This is a genomic window from Rhodococcus sp. PSi06 (genome assembly GCF_054960675.1).
The window spans coordinates 222,635-236,074 of the sequence record NZ_JBHNYO010000005.1 but is presented as its reverse complement, the minus strand read 5'-3'; the positions used below and the strand labels follow the sequence as shown (position 1 = coordinate 236,074).

At 64.4% G+C, this 13,440-nt stretch carries 13 protein-coding genes; 4 read left to right on the top strand and 9 right to left on the bottom strand.

The genetic code is table 11. From position 1 onward, the window contains the following. Positions 1-63: 63 nt before the first annotated feature. Positions 64-2,460, bottom strand: coding sequence for a DNA translocase FtsK (locus tag ACFI9K_RS09225; protein WP_462663196.1), 2,397 nt, complete (start codon positions 2,458-2,460; stop codon positions 64-66). On the opposite strand from ACFI9K_RS09225, the gene ACFI9K_RS09220 reads away from it, so the two are divergent. Beyond that, positions 2,435-2,752 carry a hypothetical protein gene (locus ACFI9K_RS09220; protein WP_462663195.1) on the top strand — a complete coding sequence of 106 codons (318 nt, stop codon included), beginning with the start codon at positions 2,435-2,437 and terminating at the stop codon, positions 2,750-2,752. The genes ACFI9K_RS09225 and ACFI9K_RS09220 overlap by 26 nt on opposite strands. Positions 2,753-2,809: 57 nt before the next feature. Here ACFI9K_RS09220 and ACFI9K_RS09215 read toward each other — a convergent pair whose 3' ends face one another. Beyond that, complete coding sequence (locus tag ACFI9K_RS09215; protein ID WP_462663194.1) at positions 2,810-3,433, bottom strand: TIGR03085 family metal-binding protein; 624 nt, start codon at positions 3,431-3,433, stop codon at positions 2,810-2,812. Between the two features lie 79 nt (positions 3,434-3,512). Between ACFI9K_RS09215 and ACFI9K_RS09210 the strand changes: the two genes are divergently transcribed. Next, a complete protein-coding gene (locus tag ACFI9K_RS09210) occupies positions 3,513-4,292 on the top strand; it encodes a sulfite exporter TauE/SafE family protein (RefSeq protein ID WP_462663193.1) in 780 nt (259 codons plus the stop codon). 3 nt (positions 4,293-4,295) lie between these two features. On the opposite strand, the gene ACFI9K_RS09205 is transcribed toward ACFI9K_RS09210, so the two are convergent. The 3 genes from ACFI9K_RS09205 to thyX form a co-directional block, all read right to left on the bottom strand. After that, positions 4,296-6,047: a ribonuclease J gene (locus ACFI9K_RS09205; RefSeq protein ID WP_462663253.1), complete on the bottom strand. Its 1,752-nt coding sequence runs from the start codon at positions 6,045-6,047 to the stop codon at positions 4,296-4,298. A 107-nt stretch (positions 6,048-6,154) separates the two neighbouring features. Then, entirely contained in the window at positions 6,155-7,063 is a 909-nt protein-coding gene (gene dapA, locus ACFI9K_RS09200; RefSeq protein WP_462663192.1) for a 4-hydroxy-tetrahydrodipicolinate synthase, read from the bottom strand. 99 nt (positions 7,064-7,162) lie between these two features. Beyond that, positions 7,163-7,915, bottom strand: a complete 753-nt coding sequence (gene thyX, locus ACFI9K_RS09195) for an FAD-dependent thymidylate synthase (protein ID WP_222093534.1) — start codon at positions 7,913-7,915, stop codon at positions 7,163-7,165. A gap of 138 nt (positions 7,916-8,053) precedes the next feature. Here thyX and ACFI9K_RS09190 point away from each other — a divergent pair, with 138 nt between their 5' ends. After that, positions 8,054-8,527 (top strand): hypothetical protein, encoded by a 474-nt coding sequence (locus ACFI9K_RS09190; protein ID WP_462663191.1) that lies wholly within the window; start codon positions 8,054-8,056, stop codon positions 8,525-8,527. A 32-nt stretch (positions 8,528-8,559) separates the two neighbouring features. On the opposite strand, the gene zwf is transcribed toward ACFI9K_RS09190, so the two are convergent. Genes zwf through ACFI9K_RS09170 form a run of 4 tightly spaced genes read right to left on the bottom strand, consistent with a single transcriptional unit; the run spans position 8,560 to position 12,789 of the window. Continuing rightward, the gene (zwf, locus tag ACFI9K_RS09185; RefSeq protein ID WP_462663190.1) at positions 8,560-10,014 is read right to left on the bottom strand and encodes a glucose-6-phosphate dehydrogenase; all 1,455 of its coding nucleotides are present in this window, start codon (positions 10,012-10,014) and stop codon (positions 8,560-8,562) included. A 47-nt stretch (positions 10,015-10,061) separates the two neighbouring features. Beyond that, entirely contained in the window at positions 10,062-11,270 is a 1,209-nt protein-coding gene (locus ACFI9K_RS09180; protein WP_462663189.1) for a winged helix-turn-helix domain-containing protein, read from the bottom strand. A 35-nt stretch (positions 11,271-11,305) separates the two neighbouring features. Then, positions 11,306-11,422: an MFS transporter small subunit gene (locus ACFI9K_RS09175; protein ID WP_462663188.1), complete on the bottom strand. Its 117-nt coding sequence runs from the start codon at positions 11,420-11,422 to the stop codon at positions 11,306-11,308. Beyond that, positions 11,419-12,789: an OFA family MFS transporter gene (locus ACFI9K_RS09170; protein ID WP_462663187.1), complete on the bottom strand. Its 1,371-nt coding sequence runs from the start codon at positions 12,787-12,789 to the stop codon at positions 11,419-11,421. The genes ACFI9K_RS09175 and ACFI9K_RS09170 overlap by 4 nt, the downstream gene beginning before the upstream one ends. 137 nt (positions 12,790-12,926) lie before the next feature. Between ACFI9K_RS09170 and ACFI9K_RS09165 the strand changes: the two genes are divergently transcribed. Continuing rightward, positions 12,927-13,370 (top strand): hypothetical protein, encoded by a 444-nt coding sequence (locus ACFI9K_RS09165; RefSeq protein ID WP_462663186.1) that lies wholly within the window; start codon positions 12,927-12,929, stop codon positions 13,368-13,370. Positions 13,371-13,440 lie beyond the last annotated feature (70 nt).

The following is a 13,440-nucleotide window of genomic DNA, read 5'->3' as shown; positions in this document are numbered from 1 at the left end:
CGCGGTAATTCGTAGTGGGCTACGGCCGAATTACCGCGCACGTGCGACGCAGTCGCTCCGGCGTCAGAAGTCCTCGGACGCCGGCTGTTCGTCCGGATCCCCTCCTTTGATGGACCACAGCAATCCATCGAGTTCGTCGGGCTTGACGAGTACCTCGCGGGCTTTCGATCCCTCGCTGGGCCCGACGACTCCGCGGTTCTCCATCAGGTCCATCAAGCGGCCCGCCTTGGCGAAGCCGACTCGCAGTTTGCGCTGGAGCATCGAGGTGGAGCCGAATTGGCTGGTGACGACCAGTTCGACTGCCTGCAACAGCACGTCGAGATCGTCGCCGATGTCGGGGTCGACGTCCTTCTTGTCCGACACCTTCGCGGCAGTGACCGTGTCGTTGTACTCCGGCTCGGCCTGATTCTTGGCGAAATCGACGACCGCCGCGATTTCCTCGTCGGTGATGAACGCACCCTGCAGACGCGTCGGCTTGCCCGCTCCCATCGGCAGGAAGAGCGCGTCGCCCATGCCGATCAGTTTCTCGGCACCGGGCTGATCGAGGATGACTCGCGAGTCGGTCAACGACGACGTGGCGAACGCCAGGCGCGACGGCACATTCGTCTTGATCAAGCCGGTCACGACGTCCACGGACGGGCGCTGTGTAGCGAGCACCAGGTGGATACCCGCGGCACGCGCCTTCTGGGTGATACGGACGATGGCTTCCTCGACGTCGCGAGGAGCCGTCATCATCAGGTCGGCGAGCTCGTCGACGATCGCGAGGATGTACGGGTAGGGGCGGTAGACACGCTCGCTGCCCAACGGTGCGGTGATCTCGCCCGAGCGGACCTTCTTGTTGAAATCGTCGATGTGCCGGACCTTGTTGATCTGCATGTCCTGGTAGCGCTGCTCCATCTCTTCGACGAGCCAGGCCAGGGCCGCGGCAGCTTTCTTCGGCTGCGTGATGATCGGGGTGATGAGGTGCGGAATCCCCTCGTACGGCGTCAGCTCGACCATCTTCGGGTCGATCAGAATCATCCGGACCTCGTCCGGTGTCGCCCGGGCGAGCAGCGACACGAGCATCGAGTTCACGAAACTCGATTTACCAGAGCCGGTGGATCCCGCCACCAGTAGGTGCGGCATCTTTGCGAGGTTGGCACTGACGAAGTCACCTTCGATGTCCTTGCCGAGCCCGATCACCAGAGGATGGTGATCCTTACGCGTCGACGGGGCGGTGAGCACGTCGGCCAGTCGCACCATCTCGCGATCCGAGTTGGGGACCTCGATGCCCACCGCGGACTTGCCGGGGATCGGCGCGAGCAGACGCACGTTGTCGGTCGCGACCGCGTAGGCGATGTTGCGCGCGAGCGCAGTGATCTTCTCGACCTTGACGCCCGGTCCGAGTTCGACCTCGTAGCGGGTGACCGTCGGACCCCGAGTGAATCCGGTGACCGCAGCGTCGATCTTGAACTGCTCGAGCACCTCGGAGATGGCCTCGATCATGGCGTCGTTCGCCTGGCTGCGCGTCTTGGGCGGGTCGCCGTCGATGAGCAGGGACAACGACGGGAGCGTGTAATCCCCGTCGACGACGCGGTCGACGACGATCTTGTCGTCCTCGGCTGCCGGCTTCGGTTCGGCCGCTTTGACGATCGGCTTGGGCTTGGGCCGCGGCGGGGCGGCAGGCTCGGGCACCGGGGCAGGTGCGGCCGCGGCAGGCGTCATGACTTCGGTGGGGGCCTCCGGCGCGGGCGTCTTGCGGGCACGCGGCTTGACGACCGGGATGTATTCCTCGGTCGGATAGTTGTCGTAGGGGTCTGCGCCGCCGTGCACCGGATAGCCGTCGGCGTCGAAGTTGGAGTCGTAGTCGCCGTAGCCCTCGTCTCCGAATTCGGAACCGAAGTCCGCCGGGTCGTAGTCCTCGTATTCGTCGCCCCGACTGTCGGTGCCGAACAGTGCCCGCATGCGGTCGGGTACGTCGCGCACGGTGGTACCGGTGAGCAGCAGCACTCCGAACAGGCCGGCAAGCAGAAGAAGAGGCACAGCCAACCAGACGGTGAGGCCGTCGGCGATAGGTCCGCCCGCGACGTAGCCGACGAAGCCGGCGCCCTCGGACCGGCCCGCTGTGTCGGTCGGCGAGCCGGCGGCCATGTGCCACAGGCCGAGGATCGGGAGACCGAGAAGAATCGAGCCCAGAACCAGGCGAGGACGAACCTCCGGGCGGGGTTCGGACCGCATCAGGACCACTGCGATGGCGACACCGAGCACCGGGGCCACGTACCCGGCCTCACCGATGACGGCACGGATGCCGACCTCGATCCATCTCCCGAGCGGCCCCCCGGCGCTGAACCAGACACTTGCGGCGACAACCACACTGACGGCAATCAGCCCCAGGGCGATGCCGTCCCGGCGGTGACCGTGTTCGATGTCTGCGGCTTTGCTGACCGTCCTGGTCGTGGCACCGACACCTCGGGCTGCCATCGACCAAGTGGACGCGACTCCGCGGCCGATCGCGTCGAGTGCACCCCGCGACTTCTTCTTCGCGGGCGGCCTCCGCGTCCCGCGAGCAGGTCCCTTGCCACGCGACGACGCAGCCGCCCGGGTGGTCGACGGAGTGCGCGGCGCAGTGGGCTTCTTCGGCGTGGTGACGGTTCGCGCGGTGCGGCCCGTGCTTGCTTTACGAGAGGTGCCGGACGCGCGCGGAGAGCCGGACCCGCTGGATCCGGCCCTGGCGGTGGAGGTGCTGGTCTTTCCTGCCATGCACCCAGGCTAGTCGCAACAGCCCCGTCGAAACCATCCGCAACACCAGTAACATCCGACCGGTTACGCGTCAGAAGCTCAGATCGAGCGCCTTCACCGCAGCGACGTCGTTGTCGGAACCTTCGTACTCGACGTCCACCTCGTCCCGACCGAACGCGTACAGAAGCAGTTCGGACGGCTCCCCCACCACCGTCACGCCGGCACCGGAGCCGCCCTTGAACGTGGCTGTGCGGCCGTCCGGTGTCCGGACGTGGACCGGAATCGGAGCAGATCGATGGCCTGCCCGTCCGATCAATCGAACCTGCGGCCACAGCCGCGTCTCGACGGCGACGGGCAGTACTCGTCGCGTCCACGTTCCGGTCGCCCGGCGCAGGTCCTCGTGGTGCACGAACATCTCGCCGAGGTTGATCAGCGGATCCAGCAGGGCGAACGGCGACCACATCGGCGGCCCGGTACGAACGTCCTCGACCACCGACGCGAACGGCCGATTCGCAACCGAACGCTGTACCCGCTCGGTGTAACCCGCCAACGGCGTGAGAAAAATCCCCGGCGACGCATCGAGCCGCCGTTCGCGCACGACGAGGTGCGCAGCCAGATCGGCGGCAGTCCAATCACCGCACAGGGTCGGGGCGTCGGGGCCGACGTCGAGAAGGGTTCGAACAAGCTGGGAACGTTCATCCTGGGCGAGGCTCACCTGCACCACGTTACGTCCACTGCGGATCGGCGGCATCCTGCCGCGGGCTCCGATCCTTCATCTGGGTAACGTCCCCACGGTGCCGGTATCGGAAATTCTCGTCATCCTGCTCGCCGGTCTCGGGGCCGGTGCGATCAACGCCGTCGTCGGCTCCGGAACGTTGATAACGTTCCCCACGCTCGTCGCGTTCGGTTATCCCCCGGTGGTCGCCACGATGTCCAACGCCATCGGACTGGTGGCGGGAAGCGTCTCGGGCACATGGGGGTACCGCCGAGAACTCCGCGGGCAATGGCACCGATTGCGATGGCAATTACCCGCGTCTTTTCTCGGAGCGCTCGGTGGAGCCTGGCTATTGCTGCACCTGCCCGAGAAAGTGTTCGCCTCGGTCGTTCCGGTTCTGCTGATCGGTGCGCTGATTCTGGTTGTCGCACAACCGAAGATCCAGGCCTGGGCCAAACGGCGATCGGAAGCGGCCGGCAAGGCGGCGAACCAGATCGGACGCGGCCGAATGACGCTGGTCACCATAGGGACACTGCTGGTGGGCATCTACGGCGGCTATTTCACTGCGGCGCAGGGCATCTTGCTCATCGGTGTGATGGGAGCACTGCTGCCCGAAACCATGCAGCGCATGAACGCGGCCAAGAACTTGCTGTCACTGGTGGTCAATATCGTTGCGGCAGTGACGTTCACGATTTTTCGATTCGACGACATCAGTTGGCAGGCCGCCGGTTTGATCGCTGCGGGGTCGCTGATCGGCGGAGCTGTCGGAGCACGCTACGGCCGCCGGCTCTCGCCGGCGGCCTTGCGCGGTGCCATCGTCGTCCTCGGGCTCATCGGCCTCTGGCGACTGCTCGTCTGAACTCTAGGACTGCGGTTGCCGCTTGACCGCGATGATCGTCGGAACGATCATCGGCTTGCGGCGATACTTGTCCGCCACCCATCGGCCCACGACTCTTCGCACTGCTTGGGCGATGCGATGAGTATCGGAGACTCCGTCCGAGGCCAGCCGCTGTAGTTCCGCCTCGACGAGTTGTCCGGCTTCCTTGAGTGCAGCCGGGTCGTCGGAGAATCCGCGACCGGACACCTCGGGTGCGGTCACCGCACGGCCGGTAGCCGAATCGACCGCCACGCTGATCGCGATGAAGCCGCCCTCGCCCAGTACGAGACGATCGGACAGCGTCGAGTCGCCGACGTCGCCGACCGAGAGACCGTCGACATAGACGTGGCCCACCGGAACCTGCCCGACGATCTCGGCGAGACCGTCGACCATGTCGACCACCACGCCGTCCTCGGCGAGCACCACGCGATCCTCGGCAACACCGGTCGCTTTCGCCAGGGCGGCGTTGGCGCGAAGGTGACGCCATTCCCCGTGCACCGGCATCGCGTTGGTGGGACGCACTGCGTTGTACAGGTACAGCAGTTCCCCCGCCGAGGCGTGACCCGAGACGTGGACCTTCGCGTTCTGCTGCGTCACGACGGTCGCACCGCGCTTGGCGAGGCCGTTGACGACCGCGAACACGGAGTTCTCGTTGCCCGGAATGAGCGAGGAAGCCAAGACCACGAGATCGTTCGCCTTGACGTTGATCTGGCGGTGCTCACCTCGAGCCATGCGCGAGAGTGCAGACAACGGCTCACCCTGCGACCCGGTGGAGATGAGCACCAACCGATCGTCGGGAAGTGTTGCGGCAGTGTCGACATTGACCTCGAGGCCGTCGGGTACCCGCAGATAGCCCAGGTCCTGGGCGATCTGCATGTTGCGCACCATCGACCGGCCGACGAACGCCACCCTGCGGTTGTACCGCTCGGCGACATCGATGACCTGCTGAATGCGGTGGACGTGACTGGCGAACGACGCGACGATGACGCGTTGCTTGGCCTTGCCGATGACGGTGTCGAGGACGCCGCCGATCTCACGTTCGGGTGTGACGAATCCGGGCACCTCGGCGTTGGTGGAGTCGACCAGGAAGAGGTCCACTCCCTCGTCGCCGAGCCGTGAGAAGCCGGCCAGGTCGGTCAGACGACCGTCGAGCGGCAGCTGATCGAGCTTGATGTCGCCCGTGTGCAGCACCAGACCAGCGTCGGTCCTGATGGCGATCGCCAAAGCGTCGGGAATGGAGTGGTTGACGGCGAAGTACTCGCAGTCGAACGGCCCGTGCTGCGTGTGCTGGCCCTCGATCACCTCGACGAGGTTCGGCCGCAGCCGATGCTCGCGACATTTGGCCGCCACCAACGCGAGGGTGAACTTCGATCCGACCACGGGCAGATCGGGCCGCAGACGAAGCAAGAACGGCACCGCACCGATGTGGTCCTCGTGACCGTGCGTGAGCACCACGGCCTCGACGTCGGCCATGCGGTTCTCGATGTGCCGGAAGTCGGGCAGGATCAGGTCGACGCCGGGCTGCTGGTCCTCGGGAAACAGCACACCGCAGTCGATGATCAGCATCTTGCCCTGATGCTCGAACACGGTCATGTTACGGCCGATTTCGCCGATTCCACCGAGCGCGACCACTCGGAGGCCCTTGAAGGGGGCCTTCGGCGGGGTGCCGAGCCGCTCGGTCGGGTCGAACTCACGACGCTTGTCGGGACGCTGTGTCCGGGCGGAATTCTGCACCATCGGCTTGCCCTGGCGGGCACCTGAAGGTTGACCCTGCTTCGCAGCGGGACGCTCGGATGGTGGTCCGGCGTTTCGGGTTGCGCGTCCGCGCGATCTGTTAGGTCGTGTCATACAAGAACTCCTGCCGCCCGCAGCTCTGCTGCGAGCAATTCGATGTGGTCGATGCTCGGTGGCACCTGGGGAAGTCGTGGTTCGCCCACATCGATTCCGATGAGGCGCAGCCCGGCCTTCGAGGCGCTGACGCCACCGAGGCGTGCGACCGAGCGAATGACCGGGATGAGGCTGACGTTGATCGCTTGCGCCCGGGCGATATCGCCCATCATGAACGCGGTGTGCAGTTCGCGCAGTCGCGCGGGAACCAGGTGGCCGATGACGCTGACGAATCCGGTGGCTCCCACCGAGAGCCACGGAAGGTTCAGGGGGTCGTCGCCCGAGTAGAACTGCAGACCGGTCGACGCAATCAGTTCCGCACCGGCGTTCAGGTCGCCCTTGGCGTCCTTCACGGCCAGGATGCGCGGGTGCTCGGCGAGGCGACGCAGTGTCTCGGTCTCGATCGGGACGACCGATCGCGGAGGAATGTCGTAGAGCATCACCGGCAGGTCGGTGGCGTCGGCGACGGCAGTGAAGTGTGCGTACAACCCGGCCTGCGGTGGCCGCGAGTAGTACGGGGTGACCACGAGGAGACCGTGCGCGCCGGCACGTGCGGCATCGCGTGCCAATTCCACGCTGTGCGCGGTGTCGTTGCTTCCGGCCCCGGCGATGATGCGGGCGCGATGACCCACTGCGGCAATCACGGCTCGCAGCAATTCGAGCTTCTCGTTCTCGGTGGTGGTCGGCGACTCGCCCGTCGTGCCCGCCAGAACCAAACCGTCGTTGCCCTGCTCGACGAGGTGATGTGCCAGGCGAACGCCCGCGTCGATATCCAACTTGCCGTCCGCTGTGAACGGGGTCACCATCGCGGTGAGCACCGTACCGAACACAGGCGCAACGGAAGGAGCGGCGTCACCGTAGGTCATGGCAGCAGATTACCCGGTGGATTACCCACTCTCGCGCAGCGGGACTCCCGCCGACGCTCGACCGGGTATACCCGATCGAGCTCGAACCGAACCTCGTCGCTACACCTCGGTCACGAACGGGCTGCGAGCCACTTCCGTCCCGTCCGGCAAGGTCGAGATTTCGAAGTCGCCGAACACGTCCGGAGCCACTGCCACGAGCTTACGCAGACATTCGACGGCGACGCGGCGGATCTCCACGTCCGCATGCTCCGAGGCACGCATAGACACGAAATGCCGCCACGCGCGGTAGTTTCCGCTCACCACCACGCGTGTCTCGGTGGCGTTCGGCAGTACCGATCTCGCTGCCTGCCGTGCCTGCTTGCCTCGCAACGCGGCATTGGTGACCGACTCCAGCTTGCCTTCGAGGGCACCGAGCAATTCGGTGTACGCCGCGCGGGACGCCTCCGTCGCGGACGCGAACAGTGCTTCGAGTTCGGGGTCACCCTCGATCGCCGGTGGCACAACGACGTTGGCGTCGTGCTCGGGAACGAAACGCTGCGAGAGCTGAGAGTAGGAGAAGTGCCGGTGGCGAATCAGCTCGTGCGTGCACGACCGGGAAATGCCGGTGATGTAGAAGCTCACGCTCGCGTGTTCGAGCACCGACAGGTGTCCGACGTCGAGCAGGTGGCGCAGGTACGACGCGTTGGTGGCGGTCCGAGGATTGGGTTTGGACCAACTTTGATAGCACGCACGGCCGGCGAACTCGACCAGAGCTTGTCCGCCGTCGGCGTCGGTCTCCCACGGGATGTCCGCCGGCGGGACGAATTCGGTCCGAGCAACGAGTTGCACTTTCAGCGACACCGTTCGGGGCACCGCTCTGCGTTCGATTTCTGATGACACCGCACAACACTAAGGGCGATCTGCCGTTTCGGTCGACGCGTGGCGTCATCACGAATCGCACGACGCCACCCGCGCCTTGACTGACGTCACTTATGACGCCACACTGGCGTCATGGAATTGGACGAGTACACCCAGACACTGCGCACCGATCTGCTCGCGGCTGCGGCCCTGGGAGACGAACACACCCGCCAGACGGCCGAGGCTCTCGGCAAGACTGCGGAGGCGTCGGCGAAATTGATGTTGCTGACCGCGCTGTCCGATTTTGCGGCCGAGGTGTCGAACGCCCTGGAGGATCACACCGTCACTGTCCGACTCGACGGGTCGCAGGCGCATGTCGACGTTCGACGCGACGTCCCGATCGTGGACATGGGCATCACCGACGCACCCGAGGCCGAGGACTACCCGACGATGGACGACGTCTCCGGGGAAGTGCGACGAGTGACGCTTCGACTGGTCGAACAGATCAAGGAACGCGCGGAGGACGCCGCCAACAACAGGGGCGTGTCACTGAATTCGTGGTTGTCGCAAGCAGTTCAGGGCGCACTGCGTGATCAGATGCGCAAGGACCGTGGTTGGAACAACTGAGTATCAGTTGGAACAACTGAGTATCGGGGTCGCTACTTCTTCTCGCGCCACTCTCGCTCGAACGGCAACCGCCAGGCGTGCGGTGCGATGAGCTGATGAATTGCGTTGGGACCCCAGGATCCCGGTGAGTAGAGCCGTACCGGAGGTGGGTCGGCGAGCAACGGCGCGGAGACCTGCCAGAGACGTTCGATTCCCTCGGCCGTGGTGAAAAGGGTGTGATCGCCGTACATGGCGTCGAGGATCAAACGTTCGTAGGCTTCGAGTACGTCGCCGGCACGTTCGGTCTCGTGGATGGCGAACTGCATGCTCAGTTTGTCCAGACGCATCCCGGGCCCGGGGCGCTTGCCGTAGAACGACAACGACACCTTGGATGCGTCTGCCAGGTCGAAGGTCAGATGATCCGGGCCTTGCGCGCCGACCCCGGAGCCGGCCGGGAACATACTTTTCGGCGGCTCTCGGAACGCGATCGAGATGATCCGTTGGCCTTCGGCAAGACGTTTGCCGCTGCGCAGATAGAAGGGCACACCGGCCCACCGCCAATTGTCTATTTCGCATTTGAGGGCCACGAAGGTATCGGTATCGGAATCGGGAGCTACACCCTCCTCCGATCGGTATCCCGTATATTGTCCTCGCACAACATTTTTCGGGTCCAGCGGGACCATCGACCGAAACACCTTGTTCTTCTCTTCCCCGATCGCACGCGGCTCGAGTGCTGTCGGCGGTTCCATGGCCATGAACGCAAGTACCTGGAAGAGGTGAGTGACCACCATGTCCTTGTACGCGCCGGTGGACTCGTAGAACCCTGCTCGACCGTCGAGCGCAAGCTTTTCCGGAATGTCGATCTGGACGTGATCGATGAAGTTGCGGTTCCAGATCGGCTCGAACAAGCCGTTGGCGAAACGGAACGCCAGAATGTTCTGGGCCGGTTCCTTCCCGAGGAAGTGATCGATTCGGAAGATCTGGTCCTCGTCGAACGTCTCGTGCACCCGCGCGTTCAACGCGATCGCGCTCTCGAGGTCGGTGCCGAACGGCTTCTCCATGATGATTCTCGATCGCTTCACCAGATCGGCCGACGCCAGCGTATCCACCACGGCCAGAGCCGCTCTCGGCGGAACGGATAGGTAGTGGAGTCGTCGGACACTGCCGCCGAGGTCGATCTCGGCTTCGGCCACTGCTTCCCCCAACGCAGCCGGTCCAGCCTTCTGCGATACGTAGGTCAACCGTGACGCGAAATGCCGCCACTGATCGTCGCCGACTTTACGACTGGAGTACGTGTTGATCGATTCCCGGGCGAGAGCCCGAAATTCGTCGGTCGACATCTCTTCCAGCGACGTTCCGACGACTCGAATGTTCGGCGCGAGATCGGACAGGGCCAGGTGCATCATGCCGGACAAGAGTTTTCGTTTGGCCAGATCTCCCGTCGCCCCGAACAGGACGACGACCTGAGGCGGAAGTTCGGACGCGGTCTCGGTTGGGCGCGAAGTCACAGCAGAAAGTCTGGCACCGATCCTGCCGGCATGCACATCGGCCGAGTTCAGCGCAACGCGGCGACGAGGTCACCTCGCTCCCCCACCACCACACGTTCGAGGTCGAGCCAGTCGGCCATCTCCCGGAGAACGTCCCGTAGTCGTGGAGCGATGTCGCGGGCGTCGCGGTCTCCCTCGACGAAGGCCGCGACAACGTGCAGTTCGGACTGTGCCCGCACCGCCTTGAGGTCGACGCGTGCCACCAAGTGGCCGTCGAGCAAGAAAGGAAAGACGTAGTAGCCGTGAATCCGCTTGTGCTGCGGGGTGTAGATCTCGATGCGGTAGTGGAATCCGAAGATCCGCTCCACCCGAGGCCGGAAGAAGATCATCGGGTCGAACGGGCACAGCAGAGCCGCAGCAGTGGCGGTTCGCGGAGTTCTGGCGTCGCGGTGCAGATACGCCGGTGCGTTCCACCCACGGACATTCACCTGCTCGAGAACCCCGTCCTCGACCAGATCGACGATCGCGGCCTTCGACTGTTTCTGGGAGAGCCGATAGTAGTCCCGCAAGTCCGGCTCGGTCCCGATTCCCAGTGCGCGAGCGGACTTCTCGATCAGAGCCCGCACCGCATCCGATTCTTCGACACGTCTGTTCAGCACGGCGTGGGGAAAAACTCGTTCGCTGAGCTCGTACTGCCGGACGAACCCGGCCCGGGCCGGCACGGTCACCACTCCGGCCGCGAAGAGCTGCTCACAGACGATCTTGACGTCGCTGCGGTCCCACCACGGCCCCTTGCGCCCGGGCTTGTCCACGTCGAGATGCTTCTCGATCTCTCCCGCACTGGCCGCGCCGTGATCACCGATCACGGCGAGGACGTCATCCACCAGCGTCGGTTCACGGTCGAGTATGCGGGCAGCTCCACCCCATCGACCGTGTCGGTACAGCTCCATGCGCCACCGCATGAGCGGCCAGTCCTCCACCGGCAGCAGCGCTGCCTCGTGCGCCCAGTATTCGACCAACCGCCGGGGACGACGTGCGGTGTCGGACCAAGCGGCGTCGTCGACGATCTTCCTGTCGTAGACCCCGACTCGACTGAACACCGGGGCGTAATGAGCTCGCACCACGACAGATACGGAGTCGATCTGCAACAAGCCGGTGGTGTCGATAGCTGCGTGCACGGCATTCTTGCTTGCCGGCCGTGTACGCGATCTCGTCGACGCCAGTCCTTGGGCGGCCAGGGCGGTACGACGAGCCGAGGAGGCGCTCATGTCTGCCATCGGCCCACCCTGTCACGAGACACCGACACAACGCGTCAGGTGCTGAAGAGGTTCTTCGCCTTGAGGATCAGCTCGTACAGTCCGTAGGCGAACGGCACCGACACCCACAGCCATGCAACGACCGTGGTTCCCTGCATCCGCGCCGTGGTCATTCCTGTGCTCCTGTCGAGGTCGTCGACTCGGCGGTGTCGGCCGAATCGGTTTCGTGGAATTTGGACGCCACCGGTTTGATGGCTTCGTTGGCCAGGAACCCGACCACCAACAACCCGATCATCACGTAGAAGGCCGGGAGGTATCGGCCGGTGGTTCCCGGCTCCCCGGCGTCGGCGATGGCGTTGACGATCAGCGGCCCCAGCACTCCTGCCACCGACCAGGCGGTGAGCAGTCGTCCATGGATCGCACCCACTTGATACGTACCGAAGAGGTCCTTCAGATACGCGGGTACGGTCGCGAATCCCGCCCCGTAGAACGACAGGATCAACAGCGCCGACACCATGAACAGGATCTTGTTGGTGTTGGTGAACAACGCGATGTATAGGTAGAGCAACGCGCCGATGCCCAGGTACATCCGGTAGATGTTCTTACGACCCACCACATCGGAGACCGACGACCAGACGAACCGTCCGATCATGTTGGTCAGTGACAGGAACGCCACGAACCCGGCGGCTGCAGCGGCCAGAGACTCCGGCGAGGTCGCGTCGGGAAAGAAGTCTTGATAGATGCCCGAGCCTCGCTCGAGAATTCCGATGCCGGCAGTGACGTTGAAACACAACACAACCCACAACAGCCAGAACTGCGGGGTCTTGACCGCATTCGCGGCCGAGACGTTGTGCGTCGAGATCATCGCCGAGGAGGCCGGTGGGGTCCAGCCGGCCGGTGTCCACCCCTCGGCAGGAACTCTGATGAGTGTGACGCCCAGAGCCATGAACACTGCGTATCCGACGCCCAGCGTGAGGAACGTCTTGGCGATCGAACCATCGGTGAAGCCACCGAAATTGACCATCAGCTGGCTGGTGAGCGGAGACGCGATGAGCGCGCCACCACCGAAGCCCATGATGGCGATACCGGTGGCCATTCCCGGCCGGTCCGGGAACCACTTCATCAGCGTCGAGACCGGCGAAATGTATCCGATGCCGAGGCCGATGCCGCCGACGAACCCGTAGCCGAAGATCACCAGCCAGAACTGCCCGATCGCCATCCCGAGAGCGGAGATCAGCAATCCCGACACGAAAAAGACCAGGGAGACCGCCATTGCCCAGCGCGGGCCGTTCTTCTCCACTCTGGTTCCGAAGATCGCGGCCGACAGGCCGAGCATGACGATGGCGAGCTGAAACGGTATCGCGGTGACGGTTCCGCTGAGGCCGAGTGCGTCGGACTGCGAGATGGCGTTCTTGAAGACGCTCCACGCGTATGCAGACCCGATGGCCAGGTGAATCGAGAGGGCTGCCGGAGGTATCAACCAGCGGCTCCACTCCGGTGTGGCAACAATTCTGGAGCGGTCGAGAATGGGGAGGGTCATCGAAATCCCTTGGTATGGAGAGCGGTACAAATATCAACTATCCCCTGCAGTCAAACACGAGTACCGCCCTGCCTGCTCACAATCGGACATAGTTTCTTCGCCGAACTCACTTACTCGGACCGCGTATCCTCGAGGAAGTGGACATCGAACGGTGGCATAGCAGATTGCCGGTCAAGCGAGCCTCCGACGGCGAGGTGATCGGGTGGACTGTCGCCCACGGCACGACGGCACAGGACGAACACGACGACGGCTACACCGTCGACGCCGTCAATCCCGCCGGTATCACCGTTGCGCAGGGCGTCCCGATCGAGACTGCAATCGCCCACCTCGAAGATCGCGGTCTGGCATCGCTGTCTGCCCCACACTGGACGAAGGCACCCCTCCCCCTGGAGGCCGAGACCGATCTGCTTGCACCGCAGGCGGATTGGCCGTGGCGGCGGGTGCTGATGACGCAACTCGACGACAACCGAGTGTGGATAAGACCCGCGTATCCGAGTTGGCCGGAGCGACTGCTCGAGATTCCCCTACCGATCCCGGCCGACGACATTCTGAGTCCGTACTCCCCCGAGAACTCCGACTGATTCAGTAGCGTCGCAGAACCGACCGAAGCGTATCGGCCGGCTGCGTCGACCCGTTTCCCGACGGACAAGC

Bases quoted from the DNA above. Each gene is read 5' to 3' on its own strand.
- ACFI9K_RS09225 (WP_462663196.1), bottom strand. From the start codon at position 2,460: ATGGCAGCCCGAGGTGTCGGTGCCACGACCAGGACGGTCAGCAAAGCC.
- ACFI9K_RS09205 (WP_462663253.1), bottom strand. From the start codon at position 6,047: ATGGTGCAGAATTCCGCCCGGACACAGCGTCCCGACAAGCGTCGTGAG.
- dapA (WP_462663192.1), bottom strand. From the start codon at position 7,063: ATGACCTACGGTGACGCCGCTCCTTCCGTTGCGCCTGTGTTCGGTACG.
- ACFI9K_RS09190 (WP_462663191.1), top strand. From the start codon at position 8,054: ATGGAATTGGACGAGTACACCCAGACACTGCGCACCGATCTGCTCGCG.
- ACFI9K_RS09180 (WP_462663189.1), bottom strand. From the start codon at position 11,270: ATGGCAGACATGAGCGCCTCCTCGGCTCGTCGTACCGCCCTGGCCGCC.
- ACFI9K_RS09175 (WP_462663188.1), bottom strand. From the start codon at position 11,422: ATGACCACGGCGCGGATGCAGGGAACCACGGTCGTTGCATGGCTGTGG.
- ACFI9K_RS09170 (WP_462663187.1), bottom strand. From the start codon at position 12,789: ATGACCCTCCCCATTCTCGACCGCTCCAGAATTGTTGCCACACCGGAG.